Genomic DNA, 19,111 nt, shown 5'->3' with positions numbered 1-19,111 from the left:
CCAAATAATCCAATGTATTTTGGGTTATATGGTCAAGTGAATAAGCGCACATGGTGGATGCCTTGGCGATAAGAGGCGATGAAGGACGTGGTAATCTGCGAAAAGCATAGGCGAGCTGATAAACAAGCTTTGACCCTGTGATCTCCGAATGGGGCAACCCTTATATCTACGGATATAAATCATTAACTGAATCCATAGGTTAATGAAGCGAACCCGGCGAACTGAAACATCTAAGTAGCCGGAGGAAAAGAAATCAACCGAGATTTCCCAAGTAGCGGCGAGCGAACGGGAAACAGCCTGCAAGTAATAATTAACGTTTTAGTGGAATGCTCTGGAAAGTGCTGCGGTACAGGGTGATAGTCCCGTACACGAAAAAGCGTTAATGGTACTAAGCTTGCGACAAGTAGGGCGGGGCACGAGAAACCTTGTCTGAACATGGGGGGCCCATCCTCCAAGGCTAAATACTCCTTATCGACCGATAGTGAACCAGTACCGTGAGGGAAAGGCGAAAAGAACCCCGTTGAGGGGAGTGAAATAGAACCTGAAACCGTGTGCGTACAAGCAGTAGGAGCTCTTCGGAGTGACTGCGTACCTTTTGTATAATGGGTCAGCGACTTAATTTCAGTAGCGAGCTTAACCGGATAGGGGAGGCGAAGGGAAACCGAGTGTTAACTGCGCGAGTAGTTGCTGGAATTAGACCCGAAACCTGGCGATCTACCCATGGGCAGGTTGAAGGTGCGGTAACACGCACTGGAGGACCGAACCGGGATCTGTTGAAAAAGATTCGGATGACCTGTGGGTCGGAGTGAAAGGCTAATCAAGCCAGGAGATAGCTGGTTCTCCTCGAAAGCTATTTAGGTAGCGCCTCGTATCTCACTCTCGGGGGTAGAGCACTGTTTGGGCTAGGGGGTCATCCCGACTTACCAACCCCATGCAAACTCCGAATACCGAGAAGTGCAATTACGGGAGACACACGGCGGGTGATAACGTCCGTCGTGGAAAGGGAAACAACCCAGACCATCAGCTAAGGTCCCAAAATTATGGCTCAGTGGAAAACGAGGTGGGAAGGCACAGACAGCTAGGAGGTTGGCTTAGAAGCAGCCACCCTTTAAAGAAAGCGTAATAGCTCACTAGTCGAGTCGGCCTGCGCGGAAGATGTACCGGGGCTTAAGCCATATACCGAAGCTATGGATGCACTTAGTGCATGGTAGAGGAGCGTTGTGTAAGTCTGTGAAGGTGAGTTGAGAAGCTTGCTGGAGATATCACAAGTGCGAATGCTGACATGAGTAACGATAAAGGGGGTGAGAGGCCCCCTCGCCGAAAATCCAAGGTTTCCTGCTCAACGCTAATCGGAGCAGGGTGAGTCGGTCCCTAAGGCGAGGCTGAAAAGCGTAGTCGATGGAAAACAGGTTAATATTCCTGTACCGGCTGTTACTGCGATGGGATGACGGAGAAGGTTAGGTCAGCCAACTGTTGGACATGTTGGTTTAAATGTGTAGGCATGCTTTGCAGGCAAATCCGCAGAGCTTAGCTGAGGCATGATGACGAGTTTCATTAGAAACGAAGTGATTGATACCCGGCTTCCAGGAAAAGTCTCTAAGCTTCAGGTAACAGACGTCCGTACCCCAAACCGACACAGGTGGATAGGATGAGAATTCCAAGGCGCTTGAGAGAACTCGGGTGAAGGAACTAGGCAAAATAGCACCGTAACTTCGGGAGAAGGTGTGCCCTCATTAGGTGAAGCGACTTGCTCGCGGAGCTGACGGGGGTTGCAGTGAACTGGTGGCTGCGACTGTTTATTAAAAACACAGCACTCTGCAAAATCGAAAGATGACGTATAGGGTGTGACGCCTGCCCGGTGCCGGAAGGTTAATTGATGGGGTTATTCTTCGGAAGAAGCTCTTGATCGAAGCCCCGGTAAACGGCGGCCGTAACTATAACGGTCCTAAGGTAGCGAAATTCCTTGTCGGGTAAGTTCCGACCTGCACGAATGGCGTAACGATGGCCACACTGTCTCCACCCGAGACTCAGTGAAATTGAAATTGCGGTTAAGATGCCGTATACCCGCGGCTAGACGGAAAGACCCCGTGAACCTTTACTACAGCTTTGCACTGAACTTTGAACCTACTTGTGTAGGATAGCTGGGAGGCATAGAAGCGTGAACGCCAGTTTGCGTGGAGCCGCCCTTGAAATACCAGCCTGGTATGTTTGGAGTTCTAACCTCGGCCCATTATCTGGGCTAGGGACAGTGTATGGTGGGTAGTTTGACTGGGGCGGTCTCCTCCCAAAGCGTAACGGAGGAGCACGAAGGTACACTAAGCATGGTCGGACATCATGCGGTTAGTGCAAAGGCAAAAGTGTGCTTGACTGCGAGACAGACACGTCGAGCAGGTGCGAAAGCAGGTCTTAGTGATCCGGTGGTTCTGAATGGAAGGGCCATCGCTCAACGGATAAAAGGTACTCCGGGGATAACAGGCTGATACCGCCCAAGAGTTCACATCGACGGCGGTGTTTGGCACCTCGATGTCGGCTCATCACATCCTGGGGCTGTAGCCGGTCCCAAGGGTATGGCTGTTCGCCATTTAAAGTGGTACGCGAGCTGGGTTTAGAACGTCGTGAGACAGTTCGGTCCCTATCTGCCGTGGGCGTTGGAAATTTGAGAGGAGCTGCTCCTAGTACGAGAGGACCGGAGTGGACGTACCCCTGGTGTTCGGGTTGTCATGCCAATGGCATTGCCCGGTAGCTATGTACGGACGGGATAACCGCTGAAAGCATCTAAGCGGGAAGCCCCCCTCAAGATAAGATTTCCCAGGACTTTAAGTCCCTGAAGGGCCGTGGAAGACTACCACGTTGATAGGTTGGGTGTGGAAGTGCAGTAATGCATGAAGCTAACCAATACTAATTGCCCGTGAGGCTTGACCATATAACCCAAAATGCGTTGTGAGCTACACAGCCAAAGTTACTTTCCGAGGCTTATTGAAAGATAAGCAAACCAGTTATGCCTGGCGGCCATAGCGAGTTGGCACCACCTGTTCCCATCCCGAACACAGTAGTGAAACGTCTCAGCGCCGATGATAGTGTGGGAGTTCCCATGTGAAAGTAGGACACTGCCAGGCTTTTATATAAAGATACCCGGCCTCTCAGAGAGGACCGGGTATTTTTTTGTCTCTGAGAGTTGTATTGACCTTTACTCTAAGCAATACCAAGAAGATTCGTTAATCCAACGGATTGCCTAAAAGCCGCCGTAACGGTATCGTTTCAACTCCTTAATCCGCATTGTGATGGCAATATCATCACCTTCATAAAATTGGATGTGTCATGGTGTTTCGCCTGCTAATCGGTTTTGCCTTGCTAATCATAACGGCATGTGATGATAAGCCTGTCTTGCCAGCGCCTCAAACTGTGCCGGCTCCAGTTGACTACCCCGTTTCTTTTAACGAGATAATCCGCCCAATCATTGAGAATAAATGTCTTGCTTGTCACAGCTGTTTCGATGCGCCATGTCAATTGAAACTGGAAACCCCAATGGGTTTACTGCGCGGTGCAAGTCAAGATGAGGTTTACGATGGTGTTCGGACTGAGCCGCAAAGAGCCACGCGTTTAGGTATAGATGCCGATACCGTCAGTGAATGGCGATCTTTAGATTTCTATTCTGTAATCGAGACCAATGAGAATGTGCCGTCATTGATGGCAAACATGTTGAAACTAGCCAAACAATATCCTCACGTTGCGCACGAAAAAGTTAGTGACTCTATTCGGTTGGGGACAAAACGGCAGAATCAATGTCCTTTGCCAGAGAAGTTTTAAAGATTTTGCTGCCGAACATCCGATGGAAGGCATGCCGCTGGCGATTGCGGGTCTCACGGATGAAGAATATGCACAGATGATGGGCTGGTTAAAACAGGGGGCTCATGTGGCTGTGTCACCGGTCATTTTGACTGACGCAGAGCTTGATGAGATTCAGCATTGGGAAAACCTGTTAAATCAACCTGATCATCGTCATCAATTGGTTGCACGATGGTTGTATGAGCATTTATTTTTGGCTCATCTTTATTTTGAAACACCAAGCCCTGCGCCACGTTTTTTTGAGTTAGTCAGGTCTTATACCCCTTCAGGTGAACCACTCAAACCAGTCAGTACGCGGTTGCCTAATCAGGATCCGGAAAAGCCTTTCTACTACCGATTAAGACCGGTGACAGGCAGTATCGTGCATAAAAGACACATTACCCTCGATTTTAGTCGTCAAACGCGGGAACGGGTCAAAACATTATTTTTTTCAGAAGCGTGGTCTGTTGATGCGTTGCCTGGGTATGACTATTCTCACCGTGCAAACCCCTTCATGACTTTTGCTGCAATACCAGCGCGAGCCAAATATCAATTTATGCTTGATAACGCGCAATATTTTACGCGGACATTTATCCGCGGGCCGGTTTGTCGTGGGCAGATTGCAACCGATGTCATTCGCGATCATTTTTGGGTGTTATATCAAGATCCGGATAAGGATTTATTTGTTACGGACGCGGACTATAGGAGTCGAGTCAGTCCATTGCTAGGCTTGCCTGGACAAGATGATGATTTACTTGAAGCAGGTACAAACTGGGATAAATATCGTGACCAACGAAACCGCTACCAAGATCATCGTCAGCGGGCTTATCGGGAATTTGCACCTGATTGGGCATCGATACAATCCATTTGGGATGGCGAAGGTTATAACAAGAATGCACTCTTAACGGTGTTCAGACATTTTGATAGTGCCAGTGTTCAGCAGGGGCTTGTCGGCAGGGTGCCACAAACAATTTGGTGGATGGATTACCCGTTATTTGAACGCAGTTATTACGAATTAGTTGTGAATTTTGATGTCTTTGGCAATGTCGCGCATCAACTACAAACCCGACTCTATTTTGATTTGATTCGAAATGGCGCTGAGCATAATTTTTTAAGACTGCTTCCTGCGAATGAACGTCGGTCCTTGCTCGATGATTGGTACCAGGGAATGGGGGCCATTAAGACGCATATCAGTTACGCCGCACTCGACGAGCAGACTCGCAGTGCAGATGCTTATGAAAATAAAGATAAGCCGAGTAAGAAAATATTGGCAAACAGGTTGTTCGCAGAATTTAACGCCATCAATGCGCAGGATAATGACGTGTTAAACCGGTGTTTCGGTCACGATTGTTTTCGGCCGTTACAACCTGAGTGGATACAACAAACCGATGTACGCCTGGCCGGTATTTCATCAATCTCCTCTCCCGCTTTACCAGGGCTACGATATTTACCTGAGATCACATTTTTAAGAGTGCGATCTGATGACATGCGTACGGTTTACTCTCTGATTCGGAACAGAGCGCACAGTAATGTGGCTTTTTTATTCGGTGAATCCTTAAGGCGTCAGCCTGAAGCCGATTATTTAACCGTCTACCCAGGGATTGCAGGCAGTTATCCAAACTTTATTTTTGATATTCCAGCGGACGAGGTAGGTCAGTTTACATTGGCCCTGAAACAGGCAGACAATGAAACGAAATTTGAACAGATGGTGTTGCGTTGGGGTGTACGACGAACGCATCCAGATTTCTGGAAAATCTTCCATGATTTCACCCAATGGCAACGTGAACAGCAACCATTAGAAGCCGGTATTTTTGATGCCAACCGTTACGAAAACTTATAGGCAACGCGTAAATAACGGTCAGGTGAGGCACTATTTATTAACAACTGCAGTTGCGTCATACGTGATAATCGTGGTCGGCTAAGCAGATCGGCATCTAATTGATTTTGTAATTTTTTAAGTGTGATAAGGCCACCAAGTATCACTCCCCGTATTTCCCAGCCAAGTCGTCCAGAAAGATGGGCGCCTAGTGGAATCCCTGCAGAGAGTATCTGCGCTGTTTTTTGATACAACGGGCGAAGAATGCAGGCAAGGGCACGCTTATCAGTAAACAGCGCTGATTCACTAATGCCCGCCGCCGATAATGCATCCTGAGGCAAATAGATACGATTTTGTTCGATCTTATCTTGGACAATATCCTGAAAAAAGTTTATCAACTGCAAACTCGTACAAATCGCATCAGACTGAATAAGTTGTTCGCTGTCAGGGGCGCCATGTAAATGAAGCACTAATCGGCCAACCGGGTTAGCGGAATACCGACAATAGCGATGCAGTTCTGCAAAATCGGCATACCGGTTTTTGACTACATCCTGCTCAAATGCCGTGAGCAAATCGGCAAATAACGATACGGGTAAGGTATAGCGGTTAACGGCATCTTGTAATGCAATAAAAATCGGATCGTTGCCGGCGTATTTTTCCTGTTCAATTTGTGTAAGCAAGCTGCGGTAGTAATTTAAATTTGCCAGCCGTTGCTCCGGCGGTGCGGTGCCTTCATCGGCAATATCATCCGCGGTTCGGGCAAAAGCATAAATTGCCGAGACCGGTTTACGGAGCTGTCTTGGCAATAGAATTGAAGCAACCGGGAAATTTTCGTAATGTGAATTTGCTAATTGCTGACAATAGCGATAGGCCTGATTAATTGCTTTATCCGTCGTTGTCATCAGGCTGTGTTTGTACGTGTCGAGGTTGTTGCTCAACCGGTGGGAGTTCATCCAGTTCGTTTTTTACGCTAATACCCATTTCAGTAAATTTGCGTGCGCCAGGTAATACATTTCGTTCCAGTGAACCAACCGCATTATTAAAGTGATTGACACTTTGGCCAAGGCTGTTGCCCATTTTCCTCAAGTGGTTGCCAAACGTGCTCAGTCGTTTATATAGCGTTTCACCAAGTTCACGAATAATTTCAGCGTTTTCCGCCAGTTTTTGTTGTTTCCAACCGTAGGAAACAGCGCGCAGCAAGGCAATAAAGTTAGTCGGTGTGGCCAGAATAATGTGTTGACTCATACTGTCTTCGAGTAGCTCAGGATCAACCTCCAGTGCTGAAGCCAGAAACTGTTCGCCAGGGATAAACAACACCACAAATTCGGGTGAGTTAGCATATTCGGCCCAGTAGTTCTTGCGTGCCAGTTCTTTTACCCGACTACGAATGACATGCGCATGCCGTTTCAATTCTCGCTGACGCGTCTCATCATCTTTTGCCTGAATAGCCGATAAATACGCATCCAGTGGCGTTTTTGCATCCACAACGATTTCACGTTGTTCTGGCAGGCGCACAATCATATCTGGCCGGATGCTGCCCGTCTCGGTTTGGGTGTGGGTCTGTTCAAAAAAATCACAATGCGCGACCATGCCACTTAATTCTGCCAGTCTGCGCAGCGTCATTTCCCCCCATTGACCGCGCACTTCAGGACGCCGTAATGCTTGTACCAGATTTTGTGTTTCCTGCTGCAATTGCTGCTGGCTTTGGGTCATCTGGTCAATAGTGGTTTTCAGGCTGCCGTAACTTTCTTTGCGTTCTTTTTCGATATCATGGATTTGTTTATGGGTATTTTGCAGCGCCTCATTGATGGGTTTAAGCAATTGCTCAATGGCTTTTTCTTTACTGCCCAGTTCTGCTTTGGCCTCGCTTTGATAGCGTTTTAAGTTTTCTTCAGCCAGACGTAAAAAATGGCTATTGTTGCGAGTCAATGCTTCGTTAGATAGCTGACTAAAAGTGCTGGCTAACTGATCTCGGGTTTGATCCAGAATGGTGTCGAGCTGCTCTTGATTTTGCTGTTGCCAATCCCGTTGCAACTGACACTCTCTTAGGGCCTGTCCTAAAGTATTGACATGACGCTGACGAATGACATAAACAAGTAATCCACCCGCCAAGAGTCCGCCGGCAAACACAGCAATGAGTATCTGATTTGCTTCAATGAGGCTTAGCCAGTCCACTGTAAAATCTCCAATGGATGGTTGATGATGCAATCTGCCTGCCAGTGTTCTGGTTGTTCATCCGGTTGCAGATAACCATAACGTGCGACCACAGAACGCATGCCAGCATTTTTGGCCGCCTGAATATCTCGCTCGGCATCGCCGATATAAATACAATCTGCAGCGGGTACATCCATTAATTCACACGCATGTAACAACGGTGCTGGATGCGGTTTGCTATGTGCTGTTGTGTCACCGCTCACAATACAAGCGGCTCGCTCAGATAAGTTCAGGCCCGACATTAACGGATCTGTTAAAAAAGCCGGCTTGTTAGTGACAACGCCCCAACGACGTCCTTGTTCCGTAAGCGTATCCAGCACTTTCTCCATCCCTAAAAATAAACGGGATTCACGATCAATATTATCAGCGTAGAGCTGAAGAAAACGTTGTTGAAAAGTACGGTATTGAGCATCGTCTGGTGTAAGACCAAAGCCAAGCTTGAGTAGCCCCGCGCTACCATGACTGGCAACCGGGCGGATTAAGGCATAATCCAGCGGTGATTTACCCTGCTCCTGAAGCAGTTGATTCAATGCGTAAGCAAGATCGGGAGCGGTATCGACCAGCGTGCCATCTAAATCCAATAACAAGACGGTAAAGCGGCTTAAAATCATGCGAGCCGCCGACAGTGCATCAGGTAATTTACATCGACATCGTTATCAAGTTCAAAGCGCTGCTGTAGTGGTGCGTAACGGATCCCGCTCATGCGAACAAGAGATAAGCCATATTCACGGCAGGCGGCAGCGAGCTCAGAGGGTTTGATAAACCGCGCATAATCATGCGTGCCTTTGGGTAACATTTGCATGACATATTCGGCCCCGAATACGGCAAGAAGCCAGGCTTTTGGATGTCGGTTCAAGGTAGAAAAAAAGACATCGCCGCCCGGTTTGACCATGGTCGCGCAGGCCTCAATAATGGCCTTAGGGTCAGGAACATGTTCCAACATTTCCATGCAGGTGACCAGATCAAACTCACCGGGCTGGCGTATCGCCATGGCCTCTGCGGTAATCTGTTCGTAATCAACGGTCACACCGGATTCCAGGGCATGTAAATGTGCAATTTCCAAGGGTAATTTACCCATATCAATGCCTTTGACAATGGCCCCGGCCTGGGCCAGAGATTCACTTAAAATACCGCCACCGCAACCAACATCAATCGCATTCACACCCGGCAGTGATAAAGCATCCTGAATAAATTTAAGCCGTAACGGATTAATTTGATGCAGGGGTTTGGACTGACCTTCCGGGTCCCACCAGCTATCGGCCAAGGCATCAAATTTTGCCACTTCAGCGTGATCGACATTGTCAGTAGTCATGAACTAGCCTTTATGGTTTTCGCCCATTGTTGAGCATCAGATAAAATTTTGGACGCATCCAGCGTTGTTAACTGTTTCTGTTTCAAGACGTGTTTGCCAGCCACCCAAGCATCGGTGACTTTATCACGACCAGTTGCATAGACCAGTTGCGAGGCAAGGTCGTACATCGGAACAGATTCGATATCTGTCAGTTCTACGGCAATCATATCTGCGGCTTTGCCAACGGCAAGTGAGCCCGTGGTTTCGGCAATGCCCAGCGCTTTCGCTCCATTGATAGTGGCCATTTCCAAAGCACTATACGCCGGGACAGCACTGGGATTACCGGAGACGGCCTTGGCCAGTAAAGCGGTTTGGCGCATTTCAGCAAACATATCCAAATCATTATTTGATGCTGCGCCATCGGTGCCAATGGTGATATTTAGCCCAGCCTGATGCATTGCATCAATGGGCGAAAAACCGCTGGCTAACTTCATATTGGATTCGGGGCAATGTGCGATATGCACACCGGCCCGCGCGCAGTCGGCAATTTCTTCAGGCAATAACTGGGTCATATGCGTGGCAATCAGTCTTGGTGAGAGGAGACCAAGTTCTTTTAGGCGGGCTAGCGGCCTTTTGCCATAATTATCGATGCTGGTCTGAATTTCACTCACCGTTTCATGGATATGCATTTGGATAGGCACATCCAGTTCTTCCGCATTCACCATGATTTGTGCCAGTGTGGCATCGTCGACGGTGTAGGGTGCATGCGGTGCGTAATTTGTGGTAATGCGGGGATGATGTCGGTACTTATCATGCAGCGCCTGCCCTTTATGTAAGTACTCATTCACATCGCTAGCCCAGTTGGTGGGAAACTGAATGACAACCATACCCAGACTGGCACGAATACCAGTTCTATCAACCACACGAGCCGTGGCTTCCGGAAAAAAATACATATCACTGAAGGTGGTGGTGCCACCCCGCAGCATTTCGGCGACTGCCAGTGCGGAACCTGCCTCAACAAAGGCATCCCCAACAAAGCGTTGCTCCGCCGGCCAGATATGTTCATGCAGCCATTGCATCAAGGGCAAATCATCCGCCAAGCCACGAAACAGGGTCATCGCGCTATGGCCATGATTGTTAATCAGGCCGGGCATCAACACATGATCATCAAGACGGTGAACTTGTGTCGCGGTAAACTGTTGGTCAGCTTGATCTTGAGGCAGTAATGCCACGATATGCCCTTGGTGAACAGCAAGCGCATAATGTTCAAAAATATCAGTGCTGCCTGTCATTGGCAGGCACCAGCGGGCATGAATCAACAGATCAATGGCTTTCATAGCGTTTGATTATAACTGTCCGGCAAAGGAGAACACAGTGTCAGAATTAAACTCTTCAATACAACCCCTGCGTTGGCAAGCCGGTAAATTAGTGATGTTGGATCAGCGACGTCTGCCACTTGAGCAAGTTTGGCTGGAATTTGAGAGCTGTGGCGACGTTGCCTTGGCCATCCGGCAAATGGTCGTCAGAGGAGCGCCAGCCATTGGCATTGCTGCAGCCTATGCCGTTGTCTTAGCCAGCCGCTATGCTTGGGCGAAAAAGGGAACAATCTGGAAGCAAGCGATGACGCGGCCTCTTCGGGATCTGGCGGTTTCGCGTCCCACGGCAGTGAATTTGCAGTGGGCGATTAACCACATGCAGCGTCGCATCGACGCTTTGCCCAATAATCAGCAACCCGAAGCGGTTTTGTTAGATGCCGCCAAAGCTATCCATGACGCGGATATTACCGATAACAAAACGATGGGTCGATTAGGTGCAGAGCTTATTCAACCCGGCAGCACGGTCTTAACGCACTGCAATGCCGGCGCTCTGGCGACAGGCGGATTTGGGACGGCGCTTGGTGTGATTCGTCAGGCTCACAGCGAGGGGAAAATCAGCCGTGTTTATGTCGATGAAACCCGGCCCTGGTTGCAGGGGGCTCGACTGACCGCATGGGAGTTGATGCGAGACCATATTCCTTGCGTGTTACAAGCTGACTTGGCAGCAGCAGCGTTATTAGCAACCGGCAAAGTTGACTGGATTATTGTCGGCGCAGATCGTATTGCAGCCAATGGCGATGTTGCCAACAAGATTGGTACCTATGGTCTGGCTGTATTGGCACAATATCATCAGGTGAAGATGATGGTGGTCGCGCCTACGGCAACCATTGATTGGCAGTGTGAGTCTGGCAGCCGAATACCCATCGAACAACGCGAGCGTCGTGAAGTGACGCACATTGGCCAGCATCGCCATGCGCCCTATGAGGTTGAGATTAGTAATCCGGCGTTTGATGTCACGCCGGCAGAGTTGATTACCGCGATTGTTACGGAAACCGGGGTGGTGAAATCGCCCTCAGCCGTTACAATGCAATCGTTAAGAGAGAGGAGGAACACAATATGACACAAACCGCATTAATTACCGGCAGCAATCGTGGCATCGGGCTGGAACTATGCCGACAATTACAAGCGCAAGGATTTTCAGTCATCGCAACTTGTCGACAAGCCTCATCGGCGCTAAATGCGCTCGATGTCGAAGTGATCAGCGACGTTGATGTCAGCGACCCAGCCAGTTTAAAAACATTATCCAATACCTTGGGTGATCGCAAAATTGACTGGTTAATAAATAATGCCGGTATTGCCGGTGGTCTGGGCCTCAATGATATTGACGTCAATACTTTGGAAAACTTCAAACGCATGTATGAAGTGAATAGTCTTGGCCCACTGGTGACCACACAGATTCTACGTAAACACCTGCAATCAGGCAGTAAGGTCGGCTTAATTACCAGTCGAATGGGCTCGATTGCCGATAATGATTCTGGTGGCAGTTATGCTTACCGCATGTCAAAAGCAGCGCTAAATGCGGCCGGTAAATCCTTATCATTAGATTTGAAAAGTGATGGTATTGCCGTGGCAATTCTCCATCCCGGCTGGGTTCGCACCGACATGACCGGGCATGGCGGGCTGGTCGATGCCGATGAATCAGCATCCGGTTTAATCGCCAGAATGACGGATTTGACCCTGAATAATACCGGTACTTTCTGGCACATGAATGGTGAAATTCTGCCTTGGTAAACGCCTATCCGGCACTGGCTGCCGTTCAACAACGAACGCTGCCAGTGCTGACGGCACCTGCCATTGCCTTACCGCAACGGTATGCGGATAGTACGCATCAACTTTGGCGTTGTGAAACCGTTTCTGGACCAGCGATTTTAAAGGTTTGTGATACCCGACAAATTCGTCAGTCGGCATTCTGGCAGGGGATGAACCGCCTATTTGCAATGAACTTTCCGGCATCATTAAATCAGATGATGTCGGTGGTTGCCTTTTTGCAGCAACACGGCAGATTGGCTATTCCAGAGTGTTTAGCCGCCAGCGCAAAAGGGTTTATGCTAAGCCGGTTTTTGAACGGTAACATGCCTGATGAGTCGGCGATCACGGCGGAGCAGGTTCGAACGCTGGCAAGACATATTACGGCATTACACCAGCAGACTTTTAGCCAGTGGGGAAATTTGGCGAAGCCAACCTTCGCGGTTGATAAATGGCCAATTCGTTTGTGGCAAACCATTCAATACATGGTTGAGCACGCCAAGCTGACCATTTCGCCGACCTTGTTAGATCAAGTCTGGCGCGAGTCACAAAGCATAAGGCCAGCGCCTTTTGTTGCCGTCATGCCCGATCTGCGCTGGGATCAGTTTTTGGTCAATGATGCAGAGTTGTATGCCTTGGTGGATCTGGATGCCTATGTCATTGCGCCGAAAACATTGGAACTGGTGTTGCTAGAGTTTGTGCTCACGTCTGAGCAAGCGCGTTTATTTAAAGAAGTCTATTGCGAAACGCATGAGATGCCGGATTTATCAACCTGTAGGCTGAGTTATCGGCTGTTGTTATTTTTGATGCATGTTTTGGGTGAAACCGATTTGGATAAATGGCTGAGCCAGCCAAATTTGTTTGATGAAAGCTAATTTATTGGTGAGACCTCAAACCTGACGCAGAATTTGTGGCATGGTTTTACCCTTGGCCAGTTCATCAATCAGTTTGTCGAGATAACGTATTTTCCGCATTAAGGGATCTGAAACTTGCTCAACCCGAACGCCACAGACGACACCGGTAATCTCAGTATGTTGAGGATGCAATGCCGGGGCATGGTCAAAAAACAGGGCGACAGAATGTTGCTTGGCAATCTGCCGCTGTAAACCCGTTAAATCGTAACCGGTCAGCCAACAGATGATCGTATCGACGTCTTCCTGATTTCGGTTTTTGCGCAGTGCTTTATTGACGTAACAGTCATAGAGCTTGGCAAAAGGCATGTTAAAAAGCGCATCTGAGACCATCAGGGCTACCTATCAAATTTCACTCTTAAATATTTTGCCCAAATCGCCATAGCACGCCACTTGGATCTACCAAGACAAAATCCAGCATACCCCAAGGTTGGGCACTCACTTTTGATAATTTGATCCCATATTTTTCAGCCAGACCGATGTCAGTAAGGTGCTGGTGCCAGGCATTGGCGTCAGCAACCAAGAGATGCATCATCAGGTTTTCTGCCAATTCCTGCTGATAAAAATCCTGCAGCAAAAAGCTGCATGATTCGAAATGAAAGTAGGCAATGCCGTTAGTATCTGATGCCATCGTAAAACCCAAATCACCGTAAAACTGCTTTGATAGGGCATAGTCTTTTGCGGGAATAAAAGCTTTCAGTTCGATTGTTTTGAGGTTTTTCAATGCGATTCTCCACCAAGCGCTTTAACTTAACGCAATCATATCGTGAATGTTGCGGCCATTTGCTCAATATTTAATTTTATAAATTGAACTTATCCATTTTAAATAAAATTGAATCTCATTTGCATTGATTGTGTGTTGTTAAAAGTCTATAATCCAGAAAATTGTTGTTATAAAGCAACATAATCTGTCGATTTTTAAGGAACACGCAAACTTATGTCTCAAACAAAATCCCGGTTTAAACGCGTCAATGTGAATAAAGCAGCGCTCTTGCTTTGTTCTCCTGTATTGGCGGCATCACTGGCTGTTCATGCTGAAGAAGCACGCGATAACGAAACCTATCGATTTACGCCAATTATCGTCAATGCGCAGGCCAATGCTGTCGATGATGATGCTAATGATATCGTTGCTGAAGAGCTTTGGGTTGGCGGTAAAGTCGCGACCAGCGTACTGGACACGCCGGCCTCGGTATCCGTGATTACCGAAAAAGAAATTGAACAGCGTAATGTCAGCACCACGGAAGAGTTACTCGAATATACCCCCGGTGTGATTACTGACTTCTATGGTACGGATGATCGCAATGATTATTTCCAAATTCGTGGTTTTCAGGCCACCACTTATCGTGATGGTCTCACCTTAGGGTCAATGCGTGGTGTTCGTGAAGATGCGTATGCTTATGAACGGGTCGAAGTATTAAGAGGCGCGAATTCCACCTTGTTTGGTCCGGCAGATCCGGGCGGCTCGGTAAATTTTGTCAGCAAACGACCAAAATTTGAAAAATTCGGCAGCGGCTATGTCACGTATGGCTCATTCGACCACAAAGAAGTTGGTTTGGATTTAGGTGATAGCCTCAATGAGGACGCCACGCTCGCTTATCGCTTTACCGCTAAAATTGAAGATAGTGATCGCGAATACGATCACTCAAAAAATGATAACGAATTTGTGATGGGTGGCCTGACCTGGGAGCCAACAGATTTTACCTCGGCAACCCTGATTCTGGATTACCTGAATCGTGATAGCTCGCCAAACAGCGGTGGTTACCCACTGGATAGAGAGTACGATCGGGATGAGTTTTTTGGTGAATCTGCCTTTAACTATCATGAGGTGGAACGTACCAGTGTCACCGGTCAATTTACCCATGATTTCGATAATGGCCTGTTGTTCCGAGCCAATATGCGTTACAGCGATCTGACTGATGATTTTGGTTATATCTATTTGTATGATTTTGCCGGCCGTACCGGCACGGATCTGTCACGGTTTTACTTTGGCACCGATGGCGAAGCAGAAGAATTTATCAGTAACGCTATCCTGCAATACGACGCAGAATTTACCTACTTCGACAGCAGTACCTTGGCGGGTCTTGAATATCGTGATGCATCAAGTGAAGACCAATCCTTCTATGGCGATGCCGCACCGATTAATATTGCGAACCCTTTATACAGTGGTGCACCGGGCAGCCTGAGTTATTACAGCCGCAATGATCGTGATTACAAAACCAAGTCTGCCTTCTTACAACAAAATTTTTCATTTAACGACAAGTTTATTGTGACAGGTGGGGTCAGAAATGATCGACTGGATCTATCCAGTACCGACATCACCGGGTTCAAATCTTCTGATGATTTCTCAGAAACTTCTGTCCGCGGTGCCCTGACCTACAAATGGAATCAGGAAGTCTCAACCTACATCAGCATGGTGGAATCCGTTGCGCCGCCAAGTATTGGCGTCACACCGGAGCGAGGCAAGCAATATGAAATCGGCATGAAATACGCGCCGATTAACACAAACGCCTTGTTCTCTGTCTCGGTATATGACCTGGAAAAAGATGATGTCACTATCGCCGTTGTTCAGGAAAACGGCATTATTGAGCGTGAAACAATCGGCGAATCTGAAGTGCAAGGGGTTGATTTTGAAGCCAAGATTGACCTGACCGAACAATTCAGCCTGACCGGTGGCTACTCTTACATGGAAACCGAGGTGGTCAAAGGCACGCTGCGTAGCGGCACCTCAATCAAAGGTAAAGAATTTACTGCCGCGCCGAAACATATGGCATCCGTTTGGGGACACTACACCTTGCCAAATCGCTATGCCAGCTTTGGTCTCGGGGTGCGCTACACCGGTTCGTATTACTTTGATACTGCAAACACGGCAAAAAGTGAATCTGCAACTATCGTAGATGGATCGTTTACCTACCACTTCTATCAAGGAACAGACTTTACGTTATTTGTACGTAACCTGTTTGATGACCAGCATGTGGTCGGCTCGGGTACGGCGGATTACTACAATCCGGGTCGTGAAATCACGGCAACCCTGAATCACAAATGGTAAGCCAGCCATAGCATGACAAAATGAGCGGCCGTAATGGCCGCTTATTTTTTATCTCGCCTTGCCTTTCGGCACCTACCGCAAGCGCCCCAGTGCACTCGCTATTAGATACTTACGCTTTTTAACCCTGTCCGGCTACGATCCCTCAAACTTCACTGTCCTATTAAGTGAGACTAGAATTGACTGGCGTGTCATGTAATGATGGTTAAAAAAACGGCTGGTTTTGACCAAGTCATACCCTGAGTTATCCGTTGCTTAATGCAGCAATCCCAAAAAATGAGAGAGAAAAATGACAGTTTCAAAGTGGATACTTCTTGTTTCAATCTTATCGCTTTCGCTATCCGCACAGGCCGATCCGAGCAATGACGAAGTCATCGGCACATGGCATGCGACAATTCATAATAATGTCACCGAGTCGACCCTGTGGCTGCTTCAGCTAAAAGCGGATAACACTTATGTGTCTTTGAAAATGCTGTGTGAGATAAAAAAATTAATTTGGGTAGATGAACAGACTGGCACCTGGGAGTTAAATGGCACATCCTTAGTTCAAATGCCAAAAACCTATAGTGATTTCAATGTGTATAAAGAATCTGACTCAGCCAAAAGCATTACTTTTAGCGATGTGTCGGTTACTGAGGACGAATTGGATTTTAAAGATGCCAACCAAAAAGATCGGGTCTTTAAACGTCATGATGGGTTCTTTGAAATGCGTTGCAGTGGGGCGCTTTAAAGGTTTCAGATTGCTACAAAATTACTTGGCTGTATTTGTAAAAGAGTTAACGCTTTAGTTAGAGAACATCTTGTGATGATCCATTTTCGCCCCGAACATGTTCTAGAAGACCGCTGAAGAACTGCACCTAGATGTCTCGAACCTGCTCTACGGTGTAGTACTCGCTGTTGTACTCGATATATACGCCGGGCACCACAGAAGTGAAGTAGTATTGGTACCAATCTTTGACTTGAGGCTGGTCTTGAATCGCCGATACTCCACTACCATCAAACCAGTGAAAATGCTTGCTTGCATTGGCTGTTTCGATACAAATACGAAGAGCATTGGCAATGTGCCGTCTTGCGTCCTGTCCTTTATTTGGGAGGCATGATTTATCGGTGATCCATTCTGCAGACTTTGGTGGGAGACTCTCAAACTTTGGCTTGCTCCCCGCTGCTCCTTCTAGCTGCCCAGAAATTGGGTGATCCCTGAAATACTTTCGGCACCACTCATGTAGTACGGCCCCTGTCACAAAAAAATTAAAGAGGTCATACCGATGAGGCGCTACATCAATCCGTTGAGCATCGTGCAAGAACTTAGCAAGCAGGTCCTCCGGGGTATCGAGCCCATAGGAGACCTGTGTCAGCGTTTTTTTCTTACCCATGACGTGCCGCGAAAACCACAAGATGAATCATATTGTGCCCTCTAATGACGCCACCAGCGGCAGTCTTTGAGCGGCGAAGCCGCGGAAAGGCCGTCCAGCGCACGCAGTACACCATGCTGGTTGGCCTTGTTAACTGTGAACACTAATGCTGCACTCTGTAAAATTTTTCAAGATTGGCGCTAGAGTTGAATACCAAATCTAATGAGTCATAATCCATACGGAATCCCGACCACATACCTAAGTTATAGCTAAAAAGCAGGGACTTATTTTTTAAGTCAGGCTGCCCAAGCAGATCGACTACTTGTTGCTTGCTCATTCCTTTTTCTAAGTGATTATCGACTATGTCCTCGTACATCTTTCCTCTAGGATTGTCTGGATCCCAGTCAGTATCCATTGATAACCATACTTTTTGATCGAACTCTTTGTCATTAAAGGGGCTGTCACCCGTTAAAAAATAGAATGTGGTAACAACTCCAATTACCCCAGCAAGTACTAGAGCTAATAATATGAATACTATTTTCTTTAAGAGGTTCATTTTCTATTTACGGTTAACGCTTGGCTTTGCGGCGTGCCGGAGCGCAGCGTAGGTGCGTCCGCCAACAGCCTTTTGTTAAGCTTACCAACTTCTATACGGTATTTTGCTTTCCTTTACAGAAAATGGATGCTCAAGAGAGTTACCAATCATCATTGGGTAATTTTTGATCAAAAAGCATGTTGTTGCTTGAATCGCCAATTGAGGGTTTGGTGTATGACCAATAAAAATATCTGAGACAACCTCGGGAAGGTAATCTTCAATTTTTATTTTTTTGTAAGGAATAATAGAAGACTTTCCAGGTCGAAAGTCAAGATCATCAAACCGAACAAGCGCAACAATTCTCCATTCCTTTTCCTCGCTAAAGCTTGAATCTTTTATAAAACTCGACAAATATGACAATTTATCCAAAAAATAGGATGTTGACTCAGAAGAACCTTCAACAAAATCTTGATTCGGCTCTATACAGCCACGAAACCTATCCAGAGATTCAAATATTAAATCTGAAACTTTTCTTACTTGCTCTGATTCTTTATATATGCACTTTTCAAGATTAAACTCTTCGTCATTAATCATTTTTTCAAGTGCTTCTTTTTCGAATCCTATGCTATATCCGCCTTGTGAGCTAGAATAACCTCTCCACTGGCTCAATAGATCGCCTTCCTCAGAAAAAGAAGAAACACACAAGTTGTTTTCTATGTAGTTGTCTAGATTAGATATAAACCTTTCAATCCTGAAATGATCATTCTTATACTCTGGATTTCTAAGCAATGATTTCAACGCTCGTTCAGCAATTTCTTTCGCAAGATGGTATTCTTTAGCGTCGTTCAAATACTGGATTTTAGTAGCCCAAATTTCCTTGTTCTCTAGTATTCCAAGAAACCCGTTTTGGTCAGTGTAATGATAAAGGTTCACTTTTCCTCTCAATTCCTGTGTGCTTAACAGTGTAATTAACCGGAATAAAAATTCCCTATAAATCTGACT

Annotated in this window: 17 protein-coding genes and 2 rRNA genes; 9 read left to right on the top strand and 10 right to left on the bottom strand. The window is 47.1% G+C overall.

Annotated elements, in window-relative coordinates:
• Positions 1–30 precede the first annotated feature (30 nt).
• From Q7C_RS04795 to Q7C_RS04785, 4 genes are all read left to right on the top strand, one after another.
• Positions 31–2,923 (top strand): 23S ribosomal RNA (locus Q7C_RS04795).
• Between the two features lie 78 nt (positions 2,924–3,001).
• Positions 3,002–3,116: ribosomal RNA gene (gene rrf, locus Q7C_RS04790) — 5S ribosomal RNA — on the top strand.
• 409 nt (positions 3,117–3,525) lie between these two features.
• Positions 3,526–3,807: a fatty acid cis/trans isomerase gene (locus tag Q7C_RS13870; protein WP_238532345.1), complete on the top strand. Its 282-nt coding sequence runs from the start codon at positions 3,526–3,528 to the stop codon at positions 3,805–3,807.
• Complete coding sequence (locus Q7C_RS04785) at positions 3,746–5,665, top strand: fatty acid cis/trans isomerase (RefSeq protein WP_238532344.1); 1,920 nt, start codon at positions 3,746–3,748, stop codon at positions 5,663–5,665. The genes Q7C_RS13870 and Q7C_RS04785 overlap by 62 nt, the downstream gene beginning before the upstream one ends.
• On the opposite strand, the gene hpnC is transcribed toward Q7C_RS04785, so the two are convergent.
• Genes hpnC through Q7C_RS04760 form a run of 5 tightly spaced genes read right to left on the bottom strand, consistent with a single transcriptional unit; the run spans position 5,650 to position 10,483 of the window.
• Entirely contained in the window at positions 5,650–6,543 is an 894-nt protein-coding gene (hpnC, locus tag Q7C_RS04780) for a squalene synthase HpnC (protein ID WP_014703577.1), read from the bottom strand. The genes Q7C_RS04785 and hpnC overlap by 16 nt on opposite strands.
• On the bottom strand, positions 6,527–7,816 hold the full coding sequence (locus tag Q7C_RS04775; RefSeq protein ID WP_014703576.1) for a DNA recombination protein RmuC: 1,290 nt from the start codon (positions 7,814–7,816) through the stop codon (positions 6,527–6,529). The genes hpnC and Q7C_RS04775 overlap by 17 nt, the downstream gene beginning before the upstream one ends.
• On the bottom strand, positions 7,804–8,466 hold the full coding sequence (gene gph, locus Q7C_RS04770; RefSeq protein WP_014703575.1) for a phosphoglycolate phosphatase: 663 nt from the start codon (positions 8,464–8,466) through the stop codon (positions 7,804–7,806). Before gph ends, Q7C_RS04775 begins: the two co-directional genes overlap by 13 nt.
• Positions 8,463–9,167: a bifunctional 2-polyprenyl-6-hydroxyphenol methylase/3-demethylubiquinol 3-O-methyltransferase UbiG gene (ubiG, locus tag Q7C_RS04765; protein WP_014703574.1), complete on the bottom strand. Its 705-nt coding sequence runs from the start codon at positions 9,165–9,167 to the stop codon at positions 8,463–8,465. The genes gph and ubiG overlap by 4 nt, the downstream gene beginning before the upstream one ends.
• On the bottom strand, positions 9,164–10,483 hold the full coding sequence (locus Q7C_RS04760; RefSeq protein WP_014703573.1) for a TRZ/ATZ family hydrolase: 1,320 nt from the start codon (positions 10,481–10,483) through the stop codon (positions 9,164–9,166). The genes ubiG and Q7C_RS04760 overlap by 4 nt, the downstream gene beginning before the upstream one ends.
• Positions 10,484–10,520: 37 nt before the next feature.
• Between Q7C_RS04760 and mtnA the strand changes: the two genes are divergently transcribed.
• Genes mtnA through Q7C_RS04745 form a run of 3 tightly spaced genes read left to right on the top strand, consistent with a single transcriptional unit; the run spans position 10,521 to position 13,143 of the window.
• Positions 10,521–11,582: an S-methyl-5-thioribose-1-phosphate isomerase gene (mtnA, locus tag Q7C_RS04755; RefSeq protein ID WP_014703572.1), complete on the top strand. Its 1,062-nt coding sequence runs from the start codon at positions 10,521–10,523 to the stop codon at positions 11,580–11,582.
• On the top strand, positions 11,579–12,253 hold the full coding sequence (locus Q7C_RS04750) for an SDR family oxidoreductase (protein ID WP_014703571.1): 675 nt from the start codon (positions 11,579–11,581) through the stop codon (positions 12,251–12,253). The genes mtnA and Q7C_RS04750 overlap by 4 nt, the downstream gene beginning before the upstream one ends.
• Positions 12,247–13,143 (top strand): hypothetical protein, encoded by an 897-nt coding sequence (locus tag Q7C_RS04745; RefSeq protein WP_014703570.1) that lies wholly within the window; start codon positions 12,247–12,249, stop codon positions 13,141–13,143. The genes Q7C_RS04750 and Q7C_RS04745 overlap by 7 nt, the downstream gene beginning before the upstream one ends.
• 15 nt (positions 13,144–13,158) lie before the next feature.
• On the opposite strand, the gene Q7C_RS04740 is transcribed toward Q7C_RS04745, so the two are convergent.
• Both Q7C_RS04740 and Q7C_RS04735 read right to left on the bottom strand, forming a co-directional pair.
• On the bottom strand, positions 13,159–13,512 hold the full coding sequence (locus tag Q7C_RS04740) for a DUF2200 domain-containing protein (protein WP_014703569.1): 354 nt from the start codon (positions 13,510–13,512) through the stop codon (positions 13,159–13,161).
• A gap of 25 nt (positions 13,513–13,537) precedes the next feature.
• Positions 13,538–13,903 carry a VOC family protein gene (locus Q7C_RS04735; RefSeq protein ID WP_014703568.1) on the bottom strand — a complete coding sequence of 122 codons (366 nt, stop codon included), beginning with the start codon at positions 13,901–13,903 and terminating at the stop codon, positions 13,538–13,540.
• A gap of 213 nt (positions 13,904–14,116) precedes the next feature.
• Between Q7C_RS04735 and Q7C_RS04730 the strand changes: the two genes are divergently transcribed.
• Positions 14,117–16,225, top strand: a complete 2,109-nt coding sequence (locus tag Q7C_RS04730) for a TonB-dependent siderophore receptor (RefSeq protein WP_014703567.1) — start codon at positions 14,117–14,119, stop codon at positions 16,223–16,225.
• Positions 16,226–16,511: 286 nt separating this feature from the next.
• Positions 16,512–16,952, top strand: a complete 441-nt coding sequence (locus tag Q7C_RS04725; RefSeq protein ID WP_014703566.1) for a hypothetical protein — start codon at positions 16,512–16,514, stop codon at positions 16,950–16,952.
• 127 nt (positions 16,953–17,079) lie between these two features.
• Here the strand turns inward: Q7C_RS04725 and Q7C_RS04720 are convergent, their stop codons facing one another.
• The 3 genes from Q7C_RS04720 to Q7C_RS04710 form a co-directional block, all read right to left on the bottom strand.
• Positions 17,080–17,595: a hypothetical protein gene (locus Q7C_RS04720; protein ID WP_041366542.1), complete on the bottom strand. Its 516-nt coding sequence runs from the start codon at positions 17,593–17,595 to the stop codon at positions 17,080–17,082.
• A gap of 142 nt (positions 17,596–17,737) precedes the next feature.
• Positions 17,738–18,130: a hypothetical protein gene (locus tag Q7C_RS04715; protein WP_041366540.1), complete on the bottom strand. Its 393-nt coding sequence runs from the start codon at positions 18,128–18,130 to the stop codon at positions 17,738–17,740.
• An 81-nt stretch (positions 18,131–18,211) separates the two neighbouring features.
• The gene (locus Q7C_RS04710; RefSeq protein WP_014703564.1) at positions 18,212–19,042 is read right to left on the bottom strand and encodes a DUF2971 domain-containing protein; all 831 of its coding nucleotides are present in this window, start codon (positions 19,040–19,042) and stop codon (positions 18,212–18,214) included.
• Positions 19,043–19,111 lie beyond the last annotated feature (69 nt).

Source organism: Methylophaga frappieri, from assembly GCF_000260965.1.
Taxonomy (GTDB): domain Bacteria; phylum Pseudomonadota; class Gammaproteobacteria; order Nitrosococcales; family Methylophagaceae; genus Methylophaga; species Methylophaga frappieri.
This window is presented reverse-complemented; position numbering and strand designations above follow the sequence as displayed.

Excerpts from the sequence above, each read along its gene's own strand:
- Q7C_RS04740 (WP_014703569.1), bottom strand. The coding sequence starts at position 13,512 with ATGGTCTCAGATGCGCTTTTTAACATGCCTTTTGCCAAGCTCTATGAC.
- Q7C_RS04750 (WP_014703571.1), top strand. The coding sequence starts at position 11,579 with ATGACACAAACCGCATTAATTACCGGCAGCAATCGTGGCATCGGGCTG.
- Q7C_RS04730 (WP_014703567.1), top strand. The coding sequence starts at position 14,117 with ATGTCTCAAACAAAATCCCGGTTTAAACGCGTCAATGTGAATAAAGCA.
- Q7C_RS13870 (WP_238532345.1), top strand. The coding sequence starts at position 3,526 with ATGGGTTTACTGCGCGGTGCAAGTCAAGATGAGGTTTACGATGGTGTT.
- Q7C_RS04760 (WP_014703573.1), bottom strand. The coding sequence starts at position 10,483 with ATGAAAGCCATTGATCTGTTGATTCATGCCCGCTGGTGCCTGCCAATG.
- ubiG (WP_014703574.1), bottom strand. The coding sequence starts at position 9,167 with ATGACTACTGACAATGTCGATCACGCTGAAGTGGCAAAATTTGATGCC.
- gph (WP_014703575.1), bottom strand. The coding sequence starts at position 8,466 with ATGATTTTAAGCCGCTTTACCGTCTTGTTATTGGATTTAGATGGCACG.
- hpnC (WP_014703577.1), bottom strand. The coding sequence starts at position 6,543 with ATGACAACGACGGATAAAGCAATTAATCAGGCCTATCGCTATTGTCAG.
- Q7C_RS04715 (WP_041366540.1), bottom strand. The coding sequence starts at position 18,130 with ATGAACCTCTTAAAGAAAATAGTATTCATATTATTAGCTCTAGTACTT.
- Q7C_RS04720 (WP_041366542.1), bottom strand. The coding sequence starts at position 17,595 with ATGGGTAAGAAAAAAACGCTGACACAGGTCTCCTATGGGCTCGATACC.
- Q7C_RS04725 (WP_014703566.1), top strand. The coding sequence starts at position 16,512 with ATGACAGTTTCAAAGTGGATACTTCTTGTTTCAATCTTATCGCTTTCG.